The 22,397-nt window shown below is 45.1% G+C and carries 13 protein-coding genes, 1 tRNA gene, 3 rRNA genes and 1 pseudogene; 7 read left to right on the forward strand and 11 right to left on the reverse strand.

What is annotated here, in order from left to right:
* From CGRAC_RS09990 to CGRAC_RS10000, 3 genes are all read right to left on the reverse strand, one after another.
* The gene (locus CGRAC_RS09990; protein WP_005871018.1) at positions 1-582 is read right to left on the reverse strand and encodes a c-type cytochrome; all 582 of its coding nucleotides are present in this window, start codon (positions 580-582) and stop codon (positions 1-3) included.
* A gap of 75 nt (positions 583-657) precedes the next feature.
* Entirely contained in the window at positions 658-1,857 is a 1,200-nt protein-coding gene (locus tag CGRAC_RS09995) for an OprD family outer membrane porin (protein ID WP_005871017.1), read from the reverse strand.
* Positions 1,858-2,648: 791 nt separating this feature from the next.
* Complete coding sequence (locus CGRAC_RS10000) at positions 2,649-3,035, reverse strand: hypothetical protein (protein WP_005871014.1); 387 nt, start codon at positions 3,033-3,035, stop codon at positions 2,649-2,651.
* Positions 3,036-3,341: 306 nt separating this feature from the next.
* On the opposite strand from CGRAC_RS10000, the pseudogene CGRAC_RS10005 reads away from it, so the two are divergent.
* A pseudogene (locus tag CGRAC_RS10005) lies at positions 3,342-3,740 on the forward strand (EamA family transporter); the annotation flags it as partial.
* Positions 3,741-4,270: 530 nt separating this feature from the next.
* Here CGRAC_RS10005 and CGRAC_RS12965 read toward each other — a convergent pair.
* The 7 genes from CGRAC_RS12965 to mqnF all read right to left on the reverse strand — a co-directional run bounded on the left by CGRAC_RS12965 (position 4,271) and on the right by mqnF (position 15,191).
* A complete protein-coding gene (locus tag CGRAC_RS12965) occupies positions 4,271-4,771 on the reverse strand; it encodes a ComEA family DNA-binding protein (protein WP_069435693.1) in 501 nt (166 codons plus the stop codon).
* A 1,199-nt stretch (positions 4,772-5,970) separates the two neighbouring features.
* A 5S ribosomal RNA gene (gene rrf / locus CGRAC_RS10015) occupies positions 5,971-6,087 on the reverse strand.
* 412 nt (positions 6,088-6,499) lie between these two features.
* Positions 6,500-9,933: ribosomal RNA gene (locus tag CGRAC_RS10020) — 23S ribosomal RNA — on the reverse strand.
* A gap of 653 nt (positions 9,934-10,586) precedes the next feature.
* Positions 10,587-10,662: transfer RNA gene (locus CGRAC_RS10025), tRNA-Ala, on the reverse strand.
* 279 nt (positions 10,663-10,941) lie between these two features.
* Positions 10,942-12,455, reverse strand: a 16S ribosomal RNA gene (locus CGRAC_RS10030).
* Together the 16S, 23S and 5S rRNA genes with 1 tRNA gene alongside form the textbook arrangement of a ribosomal RNA operon.
* A gap of 658 nt (positions 12,456-13,113) precedes the next feature.
* Complete coding sequence (sppA, locus tag CGRAC_RS10035; RefSeq protein WP_005869939.1) at positions 13,114-13,986, reverse strand: signal peptide peptidase SppA; 873 nt, start codon at positions 13,984-13,986, stop codon at positions 13,114-13,116.
* Complete coding sequence (mqnF, locus tag CGRAC_RS10040) at positions 13,974-15,191, reverse strand: aminofutalosine deaminase family hydrolase (protein ID WP_005869938.1); 1,218 nt, start codon at positions 15,189-15,191, stop codon at positions 13,974-13,976. Before mqnF ends, sppA begins: the two co-directional genes overlap by 13 nt.
* 172 nt (positions 15,192-15,363) lie before the next feature.
* On the opposite strand from mqnF, the gene aroQ reads away from it, so the two are divergent.
* From aroQ to mnmA, 6 genes are all read left to right on the forward strand, one after another.
* Positions 15,364-15,831, forward strand: coding sequence for a type II 3-dehydroquinate dehydratase (gene aroQ / locus CGRAC_RS10045; RefSeq protein WP_005869936.1), 468 nt, complete (start codon positions 15,364-15,366; stop codon positions 15,829-15,831).
* 14 nt (positions 15,832-15,845) lie between these two features.
* Complete coding sequence (locus tag CGRAC_RS10050) at positions 15,846-16,886, forward strand: M24 family metallopeptidase (protein ID WP_040303513.1); 1,041 nt, start codon at positions 15,846-15,848, stop codon at positions 16,884-16,886.
* Positions 16,883-17,419, forward strand: coding sequence for a 2-amino-4-hydroxy-6-hydroxymethyldihydropteridine diphosphokinase (folK, locus tag CGRAC_RS10055; RefSeq protein ID WP_005869934.1), 537 nt, complete (start codon positions 16,883-16,885; stop codon positions 17,417-17,419). The genes CGRAC_RS10050 and folK overlap by 4 nt, the downstream gene beginning before the upstream one ends.
* On the forward strand, positions 17,401-18,585 hold the full coding sequence (locus tag CGRAC_RS10060; RefSeq protein ID WP_005869928.1) for a nucleotide-binding protein: 1,185 nt from the start codon (positions 17,401-17,403) through the stop codon (positions 18,583-18,585). Before folK ends, CGRAC_RS10060 begins: the two co-directional genes overlap by 19 nt.
* 115 nt (positions 18,586-18,700) lie before the next feature.
* A complete protein-coding gene (locus CGRAC_RS10065; protein WP_005869927.1) occupies positions 18,701-19,306 on the forward strand; it encodes an LOG family protein in 606 nt (201 codons plus the stop codon).
* The gene (mnmA, locus tag CGRAC_RS10070) at positions 19,303-20,334 is read left to right on the forward strand and encodes a tRNA 2-thiouridine(34) synthase MnmA (protein ID WP_005869926.1); all 1,032 of its coding nucleotides are present in this window, start codon (positions 19,303-19,305) and stop codon (positions 20,332-20,334) included. The genes CGRAC_RS10065 and mnmA overlap by 4 nt, the downstream gene beginning before the upstream one ends.
* 515 nt (positions 20,335-20,849) lie before the next feature.
* Here the strand turns inward: mnmA and CGRAC_RS10080 are convergent.
* Complete coding sequence (locus CGRAC_RS10080) at positions 20,850-22,307, reverse strand: DKNYY domain-containing protein (RefSeq protein ID WP_005869922.1); 1,458 nt, start codon at positions 22,305-22,307, stop codon at positions 20,850-20,852.
* Positions 22,308-22,397 lie beyond the last annotated feature (90 nt).

Raw genomic sequence — 22,397 nt, forward strand, 5'->3', positions numbered from 1 at the left:
TTATTTTAAATACGAGCCCTGCTCGCTAGGGGCAGTCGAAATTTCAGTGTTGCCACTAGCACGAGATGGACTATCATATAAGAATTCATCGTCGCCCTTTAGATAGCCGATGATATAGCCAACTTCTTCAGCGGTGGTTTTGGCAGCGATAGGCTGCATAATATACTTCATCTTTTTGCCATATTGCCCGTCAGAGGTGTAGCTTGAGATCGCGATTGCAATCTCCTTCGCGCTTAGATCTTTTAGCTTACGAGAGCTGCCATAGGCGCGCTTCTGTCCTTCTGAGCCGTGGCAAGAAGCACAGTTAGCATCGTAGATTACCTTACCTTTTTCCTTGATATAGTTGATGTTACGATTTATTTTTGTGCCACCGCCTATAATGTTGCCTTTGGCATTGGGGGTATTTTTGTAGATATTTACGGTTACATTTTCATCTTTAGAATGCTTTTCGATCAGGGATTTTAGCTCTTTGGCAAACTCACCTTTGGCTTCGAATACATACGTGTCATCACTTGCTTTATCCGCGGCATTTAAACTAAAGGCAAAAAAACATGCTAAAAAAGAAATTTTAAAAATTTTCATAGAAAACCTTGATTTAGAATTTAAAAAGGGCGAAGCAAAAGCTTCGCCCTAATTTTACCCGTATAAGGTAAATAATTAGAAGCTGTATTTAGCCTCAAATCTGATGCGATCTTTTTTCTCATCAAGACCGCCAGCAGCATCGTCAATCTTATAGTGAGAATACCAAGTTTTGAAGCTTAGCTTTTCATTATATTTATAAGAAATTCTACCTACTACCTCATATGCATTATCACCATCTGCTTTACCATCTAGGTAATCGGCACCGATTCTGATACCAGTATCAGGGATAGTATAGCCTGCTACTACATACCAGTAGTGATTTTCGCCACTAAAGTTTCTATAGTCTAACAACTCTTCACCCGGGCTAATGAAAGAGCCTTGATCTTCAAAAGATACAAAAGAAACTTTATCTTTATCATCAGGTTCAAATTTTAAATAACCTGCAGCTAAATCAACGCCAAAGAAACCAGCATTAGCCTCTGCTGCCCAGAAGTCTGCATCACTAGCACCCGCATCTTTATAATCGCCGTCAAAATCAGAGAATGCGTACTGACCTTTTACACCGAGATTGAAATCATCAGAGATATCAAAGTTTAGAGCTAACTCTGCGGCGAAAAGCTGTGCTACGTCCTCTAGAGCATTATACCATAGCTGGAAAGACACTGGATCGTATGAGCCCATAAATCCTATACCGTATAGATTATGATCAGTAGTTAGTTTATTATCTACCGCTGCGCCCCAATCAAGGCTTGAAATATCTCCATCATTCTCTAAAGAATCCATCCAAAAGCCGCTAATTGTCAAGCCCTCGATATCGGTGCTAGTAATCTTAACACCGTCTCCATACATATCATCGGTAAAGAACGAACCTATGCCCTGGCGACCGACTGCAATAGTGGTACCGCCGATAGTGTATCCTAAATAAGCTTTAGCGATATCGAAATCAGAATCTTTGTCGCTTGGATTTTGTGCACCATGATATTGGCTATTTGAAGAAGAAAGCGACTCGCCATTATCTCTATCCAAGAACCTAACGCCCACTACTCCAAAGAAGTTATCATCGATTTTAGCTTTGAAATCTACTTCGGATTTAAATTCCCAAACGCCCTTATTGCTATTTGTTTCATTTTTAAGGTGGTCATGGGTATATCGCATACGAGCGTATCCATTTAGATCCACGTCCTTGATAGCTTCCTCTAACGGAACAGCACTTGCACTCATAGCAAGAGCACCTGCAGCGACTGCTGCCGCTAAACTAAGTTTAACTAGTTTCATTTTGAACTCCTTTAAAAGTTTGTAAGCGCAATAGTAGCACAAAATGACAAATTATATGCTTAAAATAGGCTGAAAAATACTAAAATTTTACCAAATTGTTACCGAGTATTTACCGAAAATCCAAATTTAACGGGCATAAAAAAAGCGAGACCCACACAGGTCTCGCCGATTATTGAAAGGAGTTCTAATTTCGATGTGGGGATTATATCAGGCTGCGGTAAACAGACGGCAACACCTCTTTCTTGTGGGGGAAATTTCATAAAATTTTACGACGTGAAATTTTATGGATAAAATTTCAAGACACAAAATTTGCAAAGCGTGGGTTTTAAAAATCCACGCAACATCTTATCGGTAGAGAATACAGGCACTTAGAACAGGCAGTACGCGAAAAACAGCGAGAAAGAAAATTTATAAAAATTTCGCAATCAAAATTCTAGCGCCAGCTGTATTTCTATAAATATAAAATTTGCGGACAAAATAGCGTTACGCAGTAAGAAATCTTAAGCACGAAGCAAGCGAATAGAAAATGCTAACCTAGCCATATAAGTAAGATGTGCAGCGCAGAATTTCGTGAAATATAAAATTCCACAACTTTTAAAATATAAAATTTATGCAGGCAATCGCGCAAAGAATCAGCGGACTTTAAAGCGCAAGCAAATCGCGCAAGTCCGCTAGATTGAAAACAGGAGCCATTGCCTTCGTAAGAGTAGAGAACAAACACAAAAGCGTTTCACAAAGTAAAAGCAGGCTCGCTTACCTTAAAGGGCGCAGCGGCTAAAAATCGCGTGGGATTAAAAGCTGATATTTTCGCTCTCTGGTACAGCAATAGCGTCGTTTTTATGCATTTGTTTGGTCTCGATTTTACCAATATCATAAGCGCGCGGAGCAACGGAACCCGCTTTGCGCGAGATGACTCGCATATCGGTGATAGCGCCTGAAGCGGTACTTATGTAGGCAGTATCTCCCGCAGCCGCATAATATCTGCTTGCGTGAGCGGTGTAGAGCTCGCCACTGGATAGGTCTTTAAACGTATAGACGTAAGCTGTGGAGCTTTGGCGAGTGTAGTTTACGATCTCGGATTTTAGCGAGCGCAAGTTGCCTGCAGGCGTCGGAGCGGTGTTTACGGCGCAGCCTGCGATGCCAAGAGCCAAAAGCGCGGAAAATATGAAATTTTTCATTCAGTATCCTTATTTGTAAAATTTGAACTTTTAGAGTAGTAGGTTTGGGCTTAAAGTTTGCTTTTTTGAGAGGCATCGAATTGGAATTTAAACGACGATGGATGCGCTTGCGTTGCTGGCATTTGTTTTTGAGAGGCATCGGAGCGGAATTTAAAGAGATCTCTCTTAGCGTTAGGCGAAGCGAGAATGCGCTTTTGGCGATTTTTCTATATATGTGGGGTAGAATTTAGCAGTAATCGCGAGCGAGACTTGGTAGTCGCGTCTAAATCAAACACGGCAGAACCTTAGCTTCTTTTACCTGGCTAGCTTGCATCAGCGCTCTTTGCGGCGCTGACTGCGATATTTGCAAAAATCGGGCTTGAAGGGATCAACTCTCACTTCGCGACTTTTATTCGCACGATCATCATCGCCCTGTGTCTCGCCGTATTCCTACGCTACGCTAAAGCCTGGCAGCCGTTATCGAGCCTAACCCCTCGCAACTGGGTATTTTTGATACTAAGTGGGCTGGCGACGGGTGCATCGTGGCTAGCATATTTCAAAGCCCTACAAATCGGCAAAGCCTATCAAGTAGCACCGATCGATAAACTAAGCGTAGTGCTCGTTGTGATCATAGCCGTGATCTTTTTAGGCGAGCGCCCGAGTCTGCGTGAATGGCTTGCGCTAGCACTCATCGGCGCAGGTGTGATGATGCTGGCGTTTAAATAGGGTAAAATTTGCTTAAATATACTCTTATGGTCTTTTTAGCCGCTACGCTCGCACTACGCTATACACTTTGATCAGATAAACCCACTGCCGCTTCTGCAAAATTGCCGTCCTAAACCGCTATGATCTCTTATGGCTTGACATTTAGCCTACACGATTTCTAGGCATTACCTGAAACGCGCCGGCAAATCGATTTGCCGATACCTTGCTGTAGTTAGGCGGTCTTTAGGGTAATTTTAGTTCTATTTAAAAGCAGTGAGATTAAAAATTTATGAAAAATCAAGAATTTACACTTTAAAATTCTAAAAAATATAGGCTCGCCGTACCATAAAATAAAATCGCATCCGCAAGTTTAAATCGAACTGTAAACTTCTAAATCTACAGTATAGTCGAGCAAGCTAATTACGCAAGATGCGAATTGAAATCTTGCACACTTCCATAGCTCCGCCTAAATTTATACGCTTGCTACGTAGATCATACATTCGCCGCAAGCGGCAGGCTTGTAAAATAATAAGCTAAGGTCGGGAGAAATTTTACTCTCCCTTACCCTTCTTACCCCTCTTACCTTTAGCCTTAGACGATCCCTCTTCTTTAGCTTCGTCTTTCAACTTAGCCGTAGAGTTTTTTACTTTACCATCCTCATTCATAGCTTTATCCATGCTATCATCCATTTTCTCTTGCATCTTTTCCGATTTGGTATTTGCTTTAGCTTTAGCAGATTTGGCGGTATCTTTAGCTTTTTTACTTGCTTTTTGCTTTACGGATTTTAGATCACTTATATCAGTAGTGCCGCTTACGGCAAGATCATCTTTAATAAGCTCAAATCTCTTATCGCCTATGCCTTTAATGTTTTTGATATCCTCGATATCTTTAAATTTATTATCCTTGCGGTAATCTATAATAGCCTGAGCTTTTGCCTCTCCGATACCGGGAAGCGCCATAAGCTCCTCTTTGCTTGCGGTGTTTAAATTTACGGCTGCTAGCATAAATGCAGGAAGCGATAGAAATAATGCGGATTTAAATAGGTTTTTCATTAAAAGTCCTTTAAGATTGAGATATTTGTATTGCCAAATAAAACGTCTCTATTAGCATTGAGAGCTTTTACATACCTATCCCATGTCTATGCTTTAGAATGGATATACCGCCCATATAGCTATTACGCTATCTTGCAATACGGTAAGGATTATATTTGTAGCGGGCTTAAAGGGAGATAAAATTTAAGAGATATATTGAAATTTTATCTGCTCCGATCGTTTTATTAAATAAATACGTTAAATTTTAGCTTGATCTTAAAAAGCGGATAGGCGATAAAGCTAGATAGATTAAATTTAATACTGGGTTGCTTTTTGGCAGTCGCTCCACCGCTAACGGATAAAGCTAGATATATTAAATTTATACGACTCTATCGGTTTGAAGCATGCTTTTTATAGCTTGGATAAAGCTAGATATATTAAATTTATACTGCAAACATTGAAACGAGATTTGGATTTAAATCATGTAAAAAGCTAAGCGGCGGTATTTATGAAATTTAGTCCTACCTTACCGCACACGGAGGCTTTACGAGCGATGTTAGACGCATACGGCGAAGGGATGCTGGTGTTATGAGAGGCACGAATGCTTTACGTGCAAAGCTAGACGAACAATCTTCATAAAATTTAGCCGCATTCATAAGCTTCTTTTGTGTGGCATGCTTTTTACGGGCTTGATTTTTAATAGGGTTTTATCTGCTTATGGGACGTTTCATTATATTAATTAACAATGCTTGCCAAAGCTTTATTTGGCATCTAGTTTAAATCATACACAAAGCTTTATAAGTGCCGGCGGCTTCATAATTTAGATATAAAAGTGCAGCAATGTATTAAAAACGAACGAACGTATAAATCATAAATGAGGCTAAGAGAGGTTAGAATAAAGATCGCACCATAGAAGTTAAAAAGCAAACGCAACAGATAGTATTAAAAAACGATACGAACAAGCAAGTATTATAGAAAAATTTCAATCCGTATCATTTTTCACTCAATATAAGTCAAATTTAATGCAGAGTTTTGAGATTTTGTATTGATGGAGGGCTAGATTTAAAATTTGTATTTACAGAAGGTTCTAAAATCCTAAAGATATTATAGAATTTTAAATTTATCAAGCAATATTTATTGGCTAAAAGAAGCGATAAACTAAAGATGCCGGAATAGAATTTAAATTGAAAATTGTATGGAAAGTTATGGAATTTTAACAAAGCCTGCAGCGACCTACTTTCCCCGTCCGAGTAACGGATAGTATCATCAGCCAGGACGAGCTTAGCTTCTTGGTTCGAGATGGAGCAAGGCGTTTCCTCGTCTGTATAGCCACAGGCAGTGTTAAATAAGGGATTGTCTTATTGTTTGATAGTAAATATCTTGCGAATACGTTACGAGCTTTAGCCCTGTTGTATACGAGCCTTACTCGCTCCTGCCTGTTCGCCTCATATCAAAAATACTTCGTAATCTAACTTGGATTAATCGTAGATTACGGATATCTTTTATAATCTCTTATTTAACACTGCGTTCATCGTTAAAGTCAGATCTTGTTTTATAAAAACAAAGGTTGATAAGGCATAGTAAAAATTTACTATTTCGAATTGAGAACTAATTTTTTGCTAGGCGAGGCAAACGAGCAAAGACGAGGGAGCATACGTATGGTATGTGACCGAAGTCTGCAGCGAAGTTTAACGAAGCATAGTGAAAAATTAGGAATCAATTTTATCCTTAACAAGGAAGTAATGCTTAAAAGATAAGCAAACGAGCTATTAGTACCGGTCAGCTAAAGGACTTTCATCCATTACACATCCGGCCTATCAAACTAGTAGTCTACTAGAGCTCTTAAAAGAAGATTCATCTTGGAGTCGGCTTCGAGCTTAGATGCTTTCAGCTCTTATCGCATCCCGACTTAGCTACCCGGCGGTGCTCTTGGCAGAACAACCGGTACACCAGTGGTCGGTTCAACCCGGTCCTCTCGTACTAGGGTCAACTCTCCTCAATCTTCTTACGCCCACGGCAGATAGGGACCGAACTGTCTCACGACGTTCTGAACCCAGCTCGCGTACCGCTTTAAATGGCGAACAGCCATACCCTTGGGACCTGCTCCAGCCCCAGGATGCGATGAGCCGACATCGAGGTGCCAAACCTCCCCGTCGATGTGAGCTCTTGGGGGAGATCAGCCTGTTATCCCCGGGGTACCTTTTATCCTTTGAGCGATGGCCCTTCCACACAGAACCACCGGATCACTAAGACCGACTTTCGTCTCTGCTCGACGTGTATGTCTCGCAGTTAAGCTGGCTTTTGCCTTTATACTCTGCAAGCGATTTCCAACCGCTTTGAGCCAACCTTTGTAAGCCTCCGTTACATTTTGGGAGGCGACCGCCCCAGTCAAACTACCCACCAGACATTGTCCTACCTAAGGATAACTTAGGCTAGTTAGCTACCCGAATAAAGAAGAGTGGTATCTCAACAATGGCTCATCGTAAACCGAGATCTACGACTCAAAGCCTCCCACCTATCCTGCGCATCTTTATCCAAGTAGCAGTGTCAAGCTATAGTAAAGGTCCACGGGGTCTTTCCGTCTTGCCGCGGGTAGGAGGAATTTTCACCTCCACTACAATTTCACTGGATCCCTCTTTGAGACAGCTCCCATCTCGTTACGCCATTCATGCAGGTCGGTATTTAACCGACAAGGAATTTCGCTACCTTAGGACCGTTATAGTTACGGCCGCCGTTTACTCGGGCTTCGATCAGATGCTTTGCGTAAGCTAACATCATCAATTAACCTTCGAGCACCGGGCAGGCGTCACACCCTATACATCCTCTTACGAGTTAGCAGAGTGCTGTGTTTATGGTAAACAGTCGGGAGGGACTCTTTGTTGTAACCTTCTTCGCTTACGAAGTAAATTCTTAACGAAGCTAGGCACACCTTATACCGAAGATACGGTGCTATTTTGCAGAGTTCCTTAAAGAGAGTTCTTCCACGCGCCTTAGAATACTCATCCCACCCACCTGTGTCGGTTTACGGTACGGGCGATATCAGCTAAACTTAGAAACTTTTCTCGGCTCGATAGTATCATGGATTCTTCATCTACTCCGAAGAGCGTCAGAAGCCTTTCAGATCTCGGATAAAGAGTTACGGATTTGCCTATAACTCAACCTACTTCCTTAGACTAGCACTTCCATCCGCTAGCTCCACTAACTTTAAGCGTCCTTCCGTCGCACACTGATATCGGTATCGGAATATTAACCGATTTTCCATCGCATACCCCTTTCGGACTTTGCTTAGGACCCGACTAACCCTACGATGACGAGCATCGCGTAGGAAACCTTGGGTTTACGGCGAATACGATTCTCACGTATTTTATCGCTACTCATGCCTGCATGCTCACTTCCAACCGCTCCACCGCTCCTTACCGGTACGGCTTCGACGCTGATTGGAACGCTCTCCTACCACAGTGTCTATGAGTATTTATACTTTACTTGGGCTTGTCTTTTTGCTTTTGTTGCTAAATTTTAAAATTCTAAGAAATTTTGAAATTTATAAAATTTAGATCAAGACGTTGCATTTAAATTTGAATGCAAGAAGCGAAGTATCTTTCAAAGAAACATTTTTGCTTTCGCAAAAAGCGTTTCACTTGTTTTGAGCAGATTTAAATGTTGCTGATATTTTTTCGACTAAGGCTAACCGTGTAGGTTGCCGCAGGAGAAAAAATGAAGCTCATTTAAAGATGCCAAAGAGACAAGCTTGGTATAAATAATCATAGACACTATCTAAAGCTTCGGTACTCATTTTAGCCCCGTTATATTTTCCGCGCAAAATCACTAGACCAGTGAGCTATTACGCTATCTTTAAAGGATGGCTGCTTCTAAGCCAACCTCCTGGTTGTTTCAGTAACTTCACATCGTTTTCCACTTAAATGAGATTTGGGGACCTTAGCTGTTAGTCCGGGTTGTTTCCCTCTTGACGACGGATTTTATCACTCGCCGCCTGACTGCCGTGGTTACGCTATAAGTATTCGGAGTTTGATAGGGTTTGGTACATTGGTGTATGCCCTAGCCCATTCAGTGCTCTACCCCTTATAACTACTACACGACGCTATACCTCAATATATTTCGGAGAGAACCAGCTATCACGATGTTTGATTGGCCTTTCACCCCTATCCACAAGTCATCCGGAGCCTTTTCAACGGCCGTCGGTTGGGTCCTCCACCGGCTCTTACACCGGCTTCAACCTGCTCATGGATAGATCACATCGTTTCGGGTCTGCAGCATCTGACTAATCGCCCTATTAAGACTCGCTTTCGCTACGGCTCCGGGTTTCCTTAACCTCGCCAGACACCACAACTCGCAGGCTCATTATGCAAAAGGCAGTCCATCACACTGCTATACTCATTAAAACTAATCGTTAATCGTTACTTCTAAATTTAGACCATAAAGCTCTGTTTGTGTCATTTATGATGAAATTTTATCAGATCAAAATTTAAAATTTCAAATGCGCAGGATTTTTAGATGATTTTTTATGAAACAAGACAAGGCTAGCCGGATCTGGCTGCCGCAGTCGCAGTCTCATAAAAAAGGGCTAAAAAGCCAAGCTGGATTAATTTTAAAGAGTATAGCATAGTGCTCTGAATGATTGTAAGCAAACGGTTTCAGGTTCTATTTCACTCGGCTCACCGCCGTTCTTTTCACCTTTCCCTCACGGTACTTGTACGCTATCGGTCTAGTAGTAGTATTTAGGGTTGGATCGTGGTCGACCCGGCTTCAGACAGGATTTCACGTGTCCCGTCCTACTCAGGATACCGCTAAGTAAGGATGTGATTTCATATACGGGAGTATCACCCTCTATGCCCAACCTTTCCAGATTGTTCTATTATCAGATCCTAGTCTATGTTGCGGTCCTACAACCCCACTAGTAAACTAGTGGTTTGCCCTCTTACGCGTTCGCTCGCCGCTACTAGCGTAATCTCTATTGATTTCTCTTCCTGCGGGTACTTAGATGTTTCAGTTCCCCGCGTTGGCTCCATTAATGGTAACACATATCGCTATGTATTGGGTTGCCCCATTCAGAAATTCCCGGATCAAAGCCCCTTGACGGCTCCCCGAGACTTATCGCAGTCTGGCACGTCTTTCATCGCCTCTACTAGCCAAGGCATCCACCGTTCGCTCTTAGTAGCTTACCTTTTATATATTTTTTACTTCGCAGACCGGCAAAGCCGCTCTTTGCGACGGGGAGCTTCGCTCCCTCGACCCACCTAAAGCACAGCAACGCTTTCGGCGTTGCCGTAAAATTTCTATAAAAGAAATCATTTAGGATTAGATTCGTAAAAAATACTTAGACTATTTTTATTTATATATTCTAATTCGCATTACTTCCTTGCTAAAGATAAAACCGATCTAACTAGGCATTTAGTTTACGGATAAGAGCTTTTAAATATGCCCTATCTTTAAAGCCGAAGCGTTAAATTTATTCTATAGTATTTGATTAACTCGAATTAAGACGGAAAGAGATCAAACTCATAAAGTAAGTTAAGCTCTATAAGCGTGTATTGATCTTAGCTTTTAGCTTTGGATAACATAAAAAGCTAAAGGCTTGGCATCACTTCGAATAATCAAAGCTTTAACAAGTCCTGTAAAATTGTTTTATTAAAACTTGATTGTGACTTTAACAATGGTACTTTAAAGAACGTTTAGGCTAAACCTAAATAGAAAATTTTAAGTTATGGCGGCTTGATCAAATTTGTTAAATTTAACAAACCAAATCTGTTTGGATAAAACCGAGTTAAAATTCTCTATTTAGATCTAACGTCGAATTAAATATGGCGCAAATATCTTATGGTGGAGAATAGCGGGATCGAACCGCTGACCTCCTGCGTGCAAAGCAGGCGCTCTCCCAGCTGAGCTAATTCCCCATTCATCCTTTACTTCGCAGACTAGATGATTAGTCTTTGAGCGAAAGCAACGCTTTGCGCGCCCACCTAAAGTTATAAAGAGTTATTTCGAAATTTTATTTCTCATAGATTATAAATTTAGGTTTTTGTCTAGGCAGTTCAAGGAATTAGACAAATTTTATTAGCCGTCAATCTCTCAAACCTAAACAAGCTCGATTGAGCATGCTTAGAGCTAAGCATAAGCTAGCGCTAAGACTTTATGATAGATACCTTGTGAGAGGATATCTATTTGTACTCTAGAAAGGAGGTGATCCAACCGCAGGTTCTCCTACGGTTACCTTGTTACGACTTCACCCCAGTTCGCTGATTCCACTGTGGAGGGTAGCGAATTTCGCATTCCCGCTTCGAGTGAAATCAACTCCCATGGTGTGACGGGCGGTGAGTACAAGACCCGGGAACGTATTCACCGTAGCATGGCTGATCTACGATTACTAGCGATTCCGGCTTCATGGAGTCGAGTTGCAGACTCCAATCCGAACTGGGACATATTTTTTAGATTTGCTCCATCTTACGATATTGCGTCTTATTGTATATGCCATTGTAGCACGTGTGTCGCCCCGGACATAAGGGCCATGATGACTTGACGTCGTCCACACCTTCCTCCTCCTTACGAAGGCAGTCTCATTAGAGTGCTCGGCCGAACCGTTAGCAACTAATGACGTGGGTTGCGCTCGTTGCGGGACTTAACCCAACATCTCACGACACGAGCTGACGACAGCCGTGCAGCACCTGTCTTAACATTTCTGCAAGCAGACACTCTTCCATCTCTGGATGATTTGTTAGATATCAAGTCCGGGTAAGGTTCTTCGCGTATCTTCGAATTAAACCACATGCTCCACCGCTTGTGCGGGTCCCCGTCTATTCCTTTGAGTTTTAATCTTGCGACCGTACTCCCCAGGCGGTATACTTAATCCGTTAGGTGGATTACTGCCGTGACTAGCACAGCAACAACCGGTATACATCGTTTAGGGCGTGGACTACCAGGGTATCTAATCCTGTTTGCTCCCCACGCTTTCACGCATTAGCGTCAGTTAAGTTCCAGCAGATCGCCTTCGCAATAGGTATTCTTCTTGATATCTACGGATTTTACCCCTACACCAAGAATTCCATCTGCCTCTCCCTTACTCTAGATTATCAGTTTCCCAAGCAGTTTAACGGTTAAGCCGTTAGATTTCACAAGAGACTTGATAATCCGCCTACGCGTCCTTTACGCCCAGTGATTCCGAGTAACGCTTGCACCCTCCGTATTACCGCGGCTGCTGGCACGGAGTTAGCCGGTGCTTATTCGTTAGGTACCGTCATTATTCTTCCCTAACAAAAGGAGTTTACGCTCCGAAAAGTGTCATCCTCCACGCGGCGTTGCTGCGTCAGGGTTTCCCCCATTGCGCAATATTCCCTACTGCTGCCTCCCGTAGGAGTTTGGACCGTGTCTCAGTTCCAATGTGACTGATCATCCTCTCAGACCAGTTACGCGTCATAGCCTCGGTAGGCCGTTACCCCACCGACTAGCTGATACGATATAGTCTCATCCCTTGCCGAAATTCTTTCCCGATTTATCTTATGGTAAAAAGGAGTATGGAGTATTAGCAGTCATTTCTAACTGTTGTCCTCCAGCAAGGGGCAGATTAGCTATATATTACTCACCCGTGCGCCACTAAATTTAAAAGAGCAAGCTCTCTTAAATTCCGTTCGACTTGCATGTATTAGGCACGCCGCCAGCGTTCACTCTGAGCCAGGATCAAACTCTCCATATTTATACTTCTCGCAACGGCAAAGCCGTTACTGCGAGCGGGAGCTTTCGCTCCCTGTACCCACCTAAAGCTACAAAGATTTGCAAAAAACAAGTTTTTCACAAATCATAAATTTCTAAGAATAGCATCAAAAACCAGAGTTTGGCTCAGGTTTTATTCTGCGTCTTAAATTTAATCTATGATTTAAACTCTTTATACTTATACAGGTAGATACGATTATGAAGTTTTTAATCTAAAAACATTATGTTTGTAACATTGTTTTTATGAACTTAAATCCTTTAATGGATCTAATCCATAGGCTCAATCGATCACTTGTTTAGATTTCAAAGATTGACTTAAAGATATTTGTTTTTAACAGTTAAAATTTTAAAAAACGCGTTCGCTAAAAGGCTAAAACTACTAGGACTTAAGAGTTAAGAAAGCAGGTTCGGCTCGGTGCGAAACAGAATTGTGATTATACAAGAGTGATGCTTAAAGGGGGCTGAATAATTGGTGAAAAATTATGAGTTCTTAAACGAAGAAAAAATTCACAAAAGGATAAAATTTTAAAGAAACGCCAAACGTAAAAGCGAGGAAATTTAAAAGTAATCAAACTCAGTATAGCTTCTATATACAAAATTCTACTTTTAAAATTTCCTCATAATTTAAAATTTCTAAAATTCTAATACGCCATCAGCTTTGCGCCGAACGCCCCGCGTACCAAACTCTCGCTTTTATTTGCCAGCCTATCCATCATCTTCTCATACGCAGAAGGCTCCTGCCAGATCGGATCTGCTACGCCGCTAGCCTTTACGAGCGCGCTTTTAGCGTCATCCAAAGAGCCCACCTCGTCAATGAGCCCGACGCCTTTGGCGCCGCTAGCCAAAAACACTCGCGCATTCGCCCACGTATCGCGCTTCCTAATATCCAGCGAGCGCGCCTGCGCCACCTCGCGCGTAAATAGCTCGTAGCTCTCGTCCACCAGAGCTTGCAGACTGGCGCGCTCCGCATCGCTCCATTTTCGCATCATCGTTCCCGCTTCTTTGAGCTCGCCCGCTTTGACGATCTGTTCGGCAAAGCCTAGCTTAGCGGCCGCTTCGCTCACGTCTAAACCCTGCATGATCACACCTATGGAGCCGATGAAGCTACCCGGATTTGCATAAATTTTACTCGCCCACACGCCACCTAGATAGCTGCCGCTCGCCATCGTACCCTTGGCGTAGGCGACGACCGGTTTGCGCGAGTTTAGGGATTTGATAGCCAGCGAAATTTCCACGCTCGGGCTTAGCGCGCCGCCGGGACTATCGATCAGTAGAAGTACTCCTTTGATCGCCTCGTCGTTTTTCAGGGCTTCGATCTTTTCTAAAATTTCGCTATCGTCCATTATCGCGCCGCTTAATGAAAGCTGAGCGAGATTCGCGCCCTTTTGTTGCGCGCTTTCGCCGCCTGCGAAAATCAAAAACAAAATAAGCAGAAAAATCAAGGATTTAAAGTATTTATTGATAAACCCGAGCACGGCGCCGATCGGCGCAAAGATGTTCTTTAGAAATTGCATTTCATTCCTTCGATAAAAAGTGATTTTGCGTTTTTGCTCTGCAAAATGAGCTGTAGCGGCAGCTGAGCTTCGTCGCACTCGATGCCTTCAAAAACGGCGATGTCGGCGAGCTTGCCGGCTCTCAGCTCACCTAAATTTAACCCCAGTGCCGCAGCAGCGTTTCTCGTCGCGCCTAAAATCAGCACTCGCGCCAGCTCTATCAAACCCAGCTCGTCATGCATCATTAAATTTGCGCGTAGCTCGTCTAAAAAGCTTAGGCTAAAATTCGAGCTAAGCCCGTCGGTAGCGATGTTGTAATTAAGCCCGCTTGCGAGCAGCTTTTTAAAGCTTAGTCGCTTTTTGCTAAGCAGGCGGTTGGAGCGCGCGCAGTGCGTGATCGAGTGAAGCTTCGGATCAAAAATGCTAAAATCATCCACCCAAACGCAATGCGTAAAAAGCGTGCGAAGCCCGCTAAAATGCGCTACGAAGCTCTGCGGCGAGTAAAAAGGCGCAGGCGTTGGGTTAAATTTAGCAAGCCAAGTTTTAAATTTACCGCGACCCGTACGCAGCCACTGCCGCTCATACGCGCTCTCCATAAAATGCGTGCTTATAGCAAGTCCGTTTTCGCGGGCAAACTTCGTCGCAAACTCCGTAATCTGGGGGTGCGTCGAATACGGCGAGTGCACCGATACTGCGGAGATGAAAAGCGAGCTTGCAAGCGCCTTCGCGCGCTCAAATCGCTCTTTAAATTTAGAAATATTCTCCGCCGCAACGTCCTTGCTCGCGCCTAAAATTTCATTAAAAAACACGGTTCTAATGCCGCTTTGCGCGCAAGCTTCAGCCTCGCCGCCAAAACTTGAAATTTCGCCGATCGTACCCACGCCGCTTCGCATCATCGCGGCGATCTGCTCCGCGATCAGCCGTCCGCGTGCCGCAGCGTCAAGCTGCTGCCTTGAGGCGATGACGCTGCCTAGCCAATCCAAAAAATCGCCGTAACGCAGCGTGCCTTTGTTTGCGCTAAATTCCAAATGCACGTGCGGATTTATAAACGCAGGCATCGCTATGTCGCCGCCAAAGTCTAAAATTTCGGCTTGCGGGTATCTACGCGCCGCGCTTGCAAAGGTGCAGACCTCGATTATCTTTTTATCAAAGACGATCGCGCCCTCTTTTAAAATTTTAAAATTCTCATCGCAGGCAAGAATCCACTTCGCCCTTAAAATTCTCATCGTTTTCCTTATCTAAAACAGCGCGTGATTTTAGCATAAAATTCTCTTCCGTGCTAAATTTAGAGATAAAATTTTATCGTTTGGGTTTGAGCGGGCAAATTTAGCGCCATAGTAAAAAATAAGCTCGCTTTGGTTATAATTTTCGCTTAAATTTCAAAACAAGGACGCAAAAATGAAAATTATGGTGATTCAAGGACCGAATATCAATATGCTTGGTATGCGCGAGCCCGCTATTTACGGGGTTATGAAGATGGAGGACATCCATAAACAGATGAAGGCGGTCGCCGATCAGAGCGGCAATGAGATCGAGTTTTTCCAGAGCAATTTCGAAGGCGAGATCGTCGATAAGATCCAAGAGTGCTTCGGTACCTGCGACGGCATCATCATCAACCCCGCCGCCTACACGCACACTTCGCTTGCTATCCGCGATGCGCTCGCCGCAGTCAGTCTGCCCGTGATTGAGGTGCATATCTCAAACATAGCTCGCAGGGAGGAGCTTAGACAAAAAAGTCTAATAGCGCCCGTAACAGCGGGTCAGATCATCGGGTTTGGTCCAGTGGGATACCATCTGGCGATGATCGGAATGATTCAAATTTTTGAACAGATCAAAGCTGCCAGAGCCGAACAGAAAGCCAAATAAGTTTGGGATTAAATTTGAAAAATTTTATCCTAAAGGACGAAAATGCCGTTTACCACGAGTGCGGATATAGCTGCGACAACGCGATATTCTTGAGCCTCGCGGGGCGCAAATTTTTCCTCACCGATGCGCGCTATAGCATCGAGGCACGCGAGCTTTGCAAAGATACCGAAGTGATCGAGGTCGAGCGAAATTTGATAAAAGACGCGCGGCTGTTTTTGAGAAAAACGGGCGTCCGCGAGCTTGTTTATAACCCGTACGATTTTAGTGCGGGCGAGTGGGAAGCGCTGAGTAAAGAGCTTGGGATAAGATTTAAGGCGCGGGCGAATTTTTCGCAAATTTCGCGCATAGTAAAATCAGAAGACGAGATAAAAATTTTAAAGCAAGCGGCGCAGCTAGGTGCGGAGAGGTTTGACGAATTTGCCGCGTTCGTGCGCGCCGAGGGCGAAGGCATGAGTGAAGAGGAGCTGTTTTTTAACGCCGAGCTCATCTTTAAGAAAAAGGGCGAGCTTGCGCTTAGCTTTTCGCCTATCGTCGCGATCAACGAAAACGCCGCGAAGGCGCATGCTTTGCCTAGTAAAAAGCGTTTGCGGCAGGGAGATTTGCTCCTGCTTGACGCGGGGGTTAAATTTAATTGCTACTGCTCCGATAGGACGCGTACGGCGTGCTTTGACGAAAATTTTAACTTCGGCAAGGAACAAAATTTTAAAAACGCCAAACGGCAAGAAATTTACGAGATCGTAAAAGAGGCGCAAGCTCTGGCGATCGCTGCGGTCATGCCCGGCAAAAAGGCGAGCGAGATCGACGTGGCAGCTAGGGATTTTATCGCCGCTCAGGGCTACGGCGAGGCGTTTTTTCACAGCACCGGACACGGCGTCGGAGTCGATATACACGAGCTTCCGTTCATCTCAAAGCGCGGAGATACCGTGCTAAAAGAGGGCATGGTCTTTAGCGTGGAGCCTGGGATTTACTTACCCGGCGAGTTTGGCGTGCGTATCGAGGACGTCGTGGTCGTGCGTGAAAACGGGGCTGAAATTTTAAGCGAGCAGATTCGATGAACTTGCGGCTTAAGAAAAACGGATTTTACGAGTGCGCGGACGCGCTGTGCGTCGTAAAAAGCGCTGTTTTCCCGATGAGGCGCCGCGAGCGCAAAAATTTAAAAAATTTATACCTGCTTGGACTCGGCGGGAATTTAGGAGATGTCAGGCGATGCTTCGAGCGATTTTATCGCGTTTTGCAAAGCGACGCGCGCTTTTTCGTAGCGCAAAATTCCTTGATCTTAAAAAACAAGCCGTTCGGCTTTTTAGATCAGCCCGATTTTTTAAACGCCGTAATGCTCGTACAAAGCTCTCTGCCGCCGCTTACATTGCTTAAAATCATGCAGCGCGCGGAGCTGAAATTTGGGCGCAAAAGAAGCTTCAAAAACGCGCCGCGCACGCTGGACGTGGATATTTTATACGCAAGCGCGAAGGTGCGTGCCTGCGAGCAGCTGATGCTGCCGCATCCGGGAGTAAGCGAGCGCATAAGCGTGATTTTGCCACTTGGAGAGATGAAATTTAAAAGAGGACTGATATGCAAACTAAAATCGTAAATTTTTTAAGCGCCAAGGGTGGAGTCGGTAAGAGCGTGATTGCAGCAAATTTCGCCGAAATTCTAAGCGAGCAAGGCTACCGCACGGCGATCATAGAAGCGCCAAATTTAAACAATCAAGAGATCATTTTAAACGCTTTGCAAAGAAAGAGGATTTCGCTACCAAGCGCCATCGCGGTAAAAATTTCTCAAAATTTAACTCTCGTCTCGCCCGCGTTTGCTTCACAAAATCCCGCGTCCTCGCAAAATTCTATTAAAAACGCAAACTCTAGTGCGGACGATTACGTCATGCAAAATTCTATAGGTAGCGCGCAAAACCGGGAGGGCGACGAAAGTATCAGCTCGCACAATTACGCGCAAAAACTCACGAGCTCTGATGGCAAAAACAACTCAGAAAATTCCGCCACTTCAAATTCAATAGCAAATGCTGCAAAAAATTCTACGAATTGTGTAGCCAAAAAACCGCAAAATTGCGAAGATGGATGGAATTTTACAGAATCAGAAAGCCTAAAAAATTTTAAAAGTGATGATTTCACCAAGCAGAATTCAATCCCTGACGAGAATTCTCAAAATTCCGCAAGTAAAGATGAAATGAAAAATTCCGCCCGCTCATCAAATCCCGAAGAAGCCGGGAATTCCGCAAACGCAAAGGCTCACGAAAGCCCCGCTCGCTTCGCAAGCGAGCTAAAAGAGGCGGGAATCTTCGATTTTATTTTGATCGATGCGGGACTTGAGTATCTTGGAGATTTTTTGAGCATCGGCGACGAAAATATCGTGCTGTGCGCGAACGAACCCTGCTCGATCAGCAACACCTACGCGCTTTTAAAGACGCTTGGATCTAGCAAAAAAGAGGTTTTGTTTTTGCTAAATTTCACCGCGAGCGAGGATGATGCCGTGATGATCTACGACAATCTAAAGTCGGTTGCGCACCGCAATATAAGCGAGCTGGGCTTTAAACTGCTAGGCTTTGTGCCGTTTTGCAAACAAGTAGCCGTCTGCTCACAAAATCGCGCGCTTTTTAACTCGCACTATCCGTTTTCGCCCGCTACCATCGCGCTTAAGCAGAGCGTCTCGCGATTTTTGAGCAAGCAGGGCTGCGAACCGATCGATATGAGCGCTTACCGCGGCGTCGGCGGATTTTTACGAAAACTTAGCAACCTAGTATGATTTACAACGAGATTTTAAATAACGTAAATTCTGCCTTTTTAAACGGAATTTTAAAAATTTAATGCTATTCTTAAAGCTAAAATTTTAAATAATATACATAAAAGATAGATTAATCATGCAGTTAAAAGAAATTTTAAAAGACATCAAAATCGCCCGCGACAATCTCAAAAACGTGGGCAAAAGCGCCACGATCTTCGGCTCGGCACGTTTTAGCGAGGATAATCGCTACGTAAAAGACGCGCAAAAGCTCTGCGAGGGGCTCGCTGATTTAGGATACTCGATCATCACCGGAGGCGGTGGCGGCATTATGCAAGGCGCCAACCGAGGCGCATTTGCGAGAGCAAGGACGCACAGCGTGGGCTTTAACATCATGCTGCCGTTTGAGCAAAAAAGCAACGGCTTTTTGACGCAGGGCGCGAAATTTTCGGCATTTGCACCGCGCAAAGGCGCTCTCATCGAAAACAGCGAGATTTTCGTCATCTTTCCTGGCGGCTTTGGAACGCTGGATGAATTTTTTGAAATTTTAGTGCTGGTGCAGACGGGCTTTAAGCGCGCACGGATCTATCTTTACGACGAGGAATTCTACGCACCGCTAATGGAGTTTTTCCACACTTCACTGCTAAAATCTGGCGCGATAAACGAAAGCGATTTGCAAAATTTTAAGCTCTGCGACAGCGTGGATGAAATTTTAACGGATGTGCAACGTAAGGAGAACGGATGAAAATTTTAATCGCGATGAGCGGCGGCGTGGACAGCTCTATGTGCGCGAAGCTGCTGCAGGACGCGGGGCACGAGGTGCAGGGCTGCTATATGAAGCTGCACGCAAAGCCCGGCTATCACGAGGCAAACATCGCCAAGGTCCGCAAGGTGGGTGAGTTTTTGGGTATAAAAATCCACATTTTGGATCTGCAGGATGATTTTAATCGCGACGTTTACGAGCCCTTCGTGCAGGCCTATATCGGCGGTCTTACGCCAAATCCCTGCGCACTGTGTAACCGCCGCATAAAACTCGGCAAGCTCTTGGAATTTGCGCGCGAGCAAGGCTTTGAGCGCCTAGCTACCGGGCACTACGTCCGCATCGAGGATGGGCTTTTAAAAGCCGCCGCAGATCTTAGCAAAGATCAGAGTTATTTTTTAGCAAACATCGATCCCGCAGCGCTTGAGTTTATGCTCTTTCCGCTTGGGGGGATGTATAAAAAGGACGTCAAAGAGGCCGCGCGCGCCTATGCGGAGCTTTCGCAGATCGCTTCTGCGAGCGAAAGCAGCGAGATCTGCTTTGTGGATACTACCTACATCGACGTTTTGAACCGTCATACGGGCACCAAAATGCCCGGCATCGTGCGCGACCGCGCGGGCAACGCCATCGGCACTCACGAGGGCTATATGCACTACACGATCGGCAAGCGCCGGGGTTTTACGGTACACGGCGCGCATGAGCCGCACTTCGTGCTAAGCATCGACCCGCACAAAAACGAGATCGTCGTGGGCGGCAAGGAGGAGCTTGCAACCTACGAGTTCGACACCGAAAATTTCAACAACTTTTTAAGCAGGGATGAAATTTTAAATATGCCGGGTCTCGGCGTTAAGATCCGCTACCGCAGCGCCAAACTCCCCGTTAAAATTTCGCCGCGCGAAGACGGCGGCGTGCATGCCGTGCTGTCCGCACCCGCAGCGGGCATCGCTCCGGCACAGCTCGCGGTTTTTTACGATGAACGCGACCGTGTAGTGGCAAGCGGATTTATAAAATAGCGCTTTGTTTCGCTTCACTTAAAGCTCGCGGGTTTGCAAAACGGCGCTTTGATCGCGCCGCTCGATCTGCACTCGCTCTGCTAAATTTTATATCGAAGTAAGATATTTGCGCTTTTGAATCCAAGCCGCTAAATTTTATCTCGTAAGTTTGAGCATGCAAATTTTATGCGTTCAGCTTTGCAATTTTAGCCTTTTAAATTTACGCTTTGTCGCCGCGTTGCCTGCGCTGCTAGCCAAATTTTACAAAAGTTGCGGTGCTAAAATAAAATTTACGGCGACGCCTTATCCAAGCGCGACGCGACGCAAAGATCGCGATCGATACAAAATATTTCGCGAGCCGTCGCGACGACGCGAAACGAAATTTGCGCGCTCCTTCTTAAAGCGATTTGCAATGAAATTCTAAACCTGTGCTAGAGCCCACGACGACGTTTAAATTTTATAAATTTGTGCCGAAGCAAAATCAAATTTTAAAATTTAGCAGCGCTTTTCATGCTCGAATTGTGCTCAAATCGCGGCTAAAATTCCACTCGCGTCTTTACCTCAAAAAGCAGCTCGCCGTCCACTACCTCAAGCCCGCCGCTCTTTATCATCTCGCGAATTTTGCTCGTGCCAAGGCTACTTTTTTGAAGCAAAATTTCAACCAAGTCTAGATCCCTGATCTCATAAATGCACCGATCTATCAGCTGCGAAGAGCCCAGATCGTCGAAGTAGAAAAATCGCCCGCCATTTGAATAGACCCAGCCGTATAGCCCGCCGTGCACGCCGCCGACCCTGCGCCACTCGTGCGGCAGCTCGAGCGCGAAAAGTCCGCTTTTACGAGCGACCAGCCTGCGAGTGCTGCGACCGCCGCCCCAAACTTCGGCGCCTTCTAAAAAATATATCCGCTCGCCGCTTTGAAATACGCTGCCGCTAAGCGCGCGAACTTCGCCCGCAAAGGGGTTGTCTGCCGCGCGTTTTTGCTTTCCGTCATTCTCGTCGAAATAATAGATGCCGCCAAGGGAGGCAAAAAGCAGATGGTTTGAATGCGCAAGCTGCCTATTTAGCGGAGTATATGGCGCGGCGGCTGGGTCAAATTTTAAATCGTTTGCAAAAACGTCGCCGCTTTTCGCATCCCACAAAAAATAGTCCAACCACTGCCTCAAAAGTTCGTAATGCCCGCCGTTATCGCGCGCGTCAAGGCGCAGGTTTTTAAAATACACGTTCGCGCCGTCCGCGGCATAAACGCCGCTCGCCCTGCCGTCGCTTCCCTCTATCCGGCGCAGGCTCGCGGCATCGGCGCCCGGCAAAATCTCTCCTTTATAAAACGCGCGAGAGCCCTCCGCAGCGTAATACACGCCCGCGATTTGGCGCAGATCCGTAGCGTCTATTCGTTTAAATTTATAAACGTAACTTTGCGGCTTAGGCGCATCCCAAAAAATATGCGCCAAGGTTTCATAAGTGAATTTAAGCGCCCCCAGCGCGTCGTTCCTCACCGCCTCGCCGTCGCAAAAATAGCTAACTTGCCCGTCGCTTACGTATCCGAACGCTACGGCTTTCGTGCGCGCGGGCTCTAGCTCGCTCATCGCGATATTTCCGCAATATACGGCGTTTTTATCCGCCGCGACGTTGGAGCGGTAGCCGGAGCTGAAATCCAAAACCCGAAAGCTCGCCGCGTCCGCGTCCGGTATCGCGAAATAGCCCGCGCCCACCACGAGGGCGTAAATTTCATCTCCTTTTTTATAAAAATCGCTGTATTTGATCTGCTCGTCGTCCCGCGGCGAGTAGTCGTCGCTGGAATTTATAACCGCAAACAGAGCGAGCGCGCTAAAAGCCGCGAATACAAATGTCGCGCCAAGCGCGATCTTGCGCCAAAGTGGCATATCTCGGGGCTCGTCTCGTACAGGCTTGCGATCTGCTTCTGCCTTGCGCGCCCTAGCTTTGCGCTTCTTTTGCGCGCGCTCGTCCTTTAGCTCTTGCGTAAAATCCTCATACATCTTTTGCCTCAAATTTAATCTCGCCGCAGATTGCGCGGCACTTGAAATTGTACAAAAGCGCGGCTAAATTTATGAAATTTAACGCTACGG

This window comes from Campylobacter gracilis, assembly GCF_001190745.1.
GTDB lineage: Bacteria > Campylobacterota > Campylobacteria > Campylobacterales > Campylobacteraceae > Campylobacter_B > Campylobacter_B gracilis.

Bases quoted from the DNA above. Each gene is read 5' to 3' on its own strand.
- CGRAC_RS09990 (WP_005871018.1), bottom strand. From the start codon at position 582: ATGAAAATTTTTAAAATTTCTTTTTTAGCATGTTTTTTTGCCTTTAGT.
- CGRAC_RS09995 (WP_005871017.1), bottom strand. From the start codon at position 1,857: ATGAAACTAGTTAAACTTAGTTTAGCGGCAGCAGTCGCTGCAGGTGCT.
- CGRAC_RS10000 (WP_005871014.1), bottom strand. From the start codon at position 3,035: ATGAAAAATTTCATATTTTCCGCGCTTTTGGCTCTTGGCATCGCAGGC.
- CGRAC_RS12965 (WP_069435693.1), bottom strand. From the start codon at position 4,771: ATGAAAAACCTATTTAAATCCGCATTATTTCTATCGCTTCCTGCATTT.
- sppA (WP_005869939.1), bottom strand. From the start codon at position 13,986: ATGCAATTTCTAAAGAACATCTTTGCGCCGATCGGCGCCGTGCTCGGG.
- mqnF (WP_005869938.1), bottom strand. From the start codon at position 15,191: ATGAGAATTTTAAGGGCGAAGTGGATTCTTGCCTGCGATGAGAATTTT.
- aroQ (WP_005869936.1), top strand. From the start codon at position 15,364: ATGAAAATTATGGTGATTCAAGGACCGAATATCAATATGCTTGGTATG.
- folK (WP_005869934.1), top strand. From the start codon at position 16,883: ATGAACTTGCGGCTTAAGAAAAACGGATTTTACGAGTGCGCGGACGCG.
- CGRAC_RS10060 (WP_005869928.1), top strand. From the start codon at position 17,401: ATGCAAACTAAAATCGTAAATTTTTTAAGCGCCAAGGGTGGAGTCGGT.
- CGRAC_RS10065 (WP_005869927.1), top strand. From the start codon at position 18,701: ATGCAGTTAAAAGAAATTTTAAAAGACATCAAAATCGCCCGCGACAAT.
- mnmA (WP_005869926.1), top strand. From the start codon at position 19,303: ATGAAAATTTTAATCGCGATGAGCGGCGGCGTGGACAGCTCTATGTGC.
- CGRAC_RS10080 (WP_005869922.1), bottom strand. From the start codon at position 22,307: ATGTATGAGGATTTTACGCAAGAGCTAAAGGACGAGCGCGCGCAAAAG.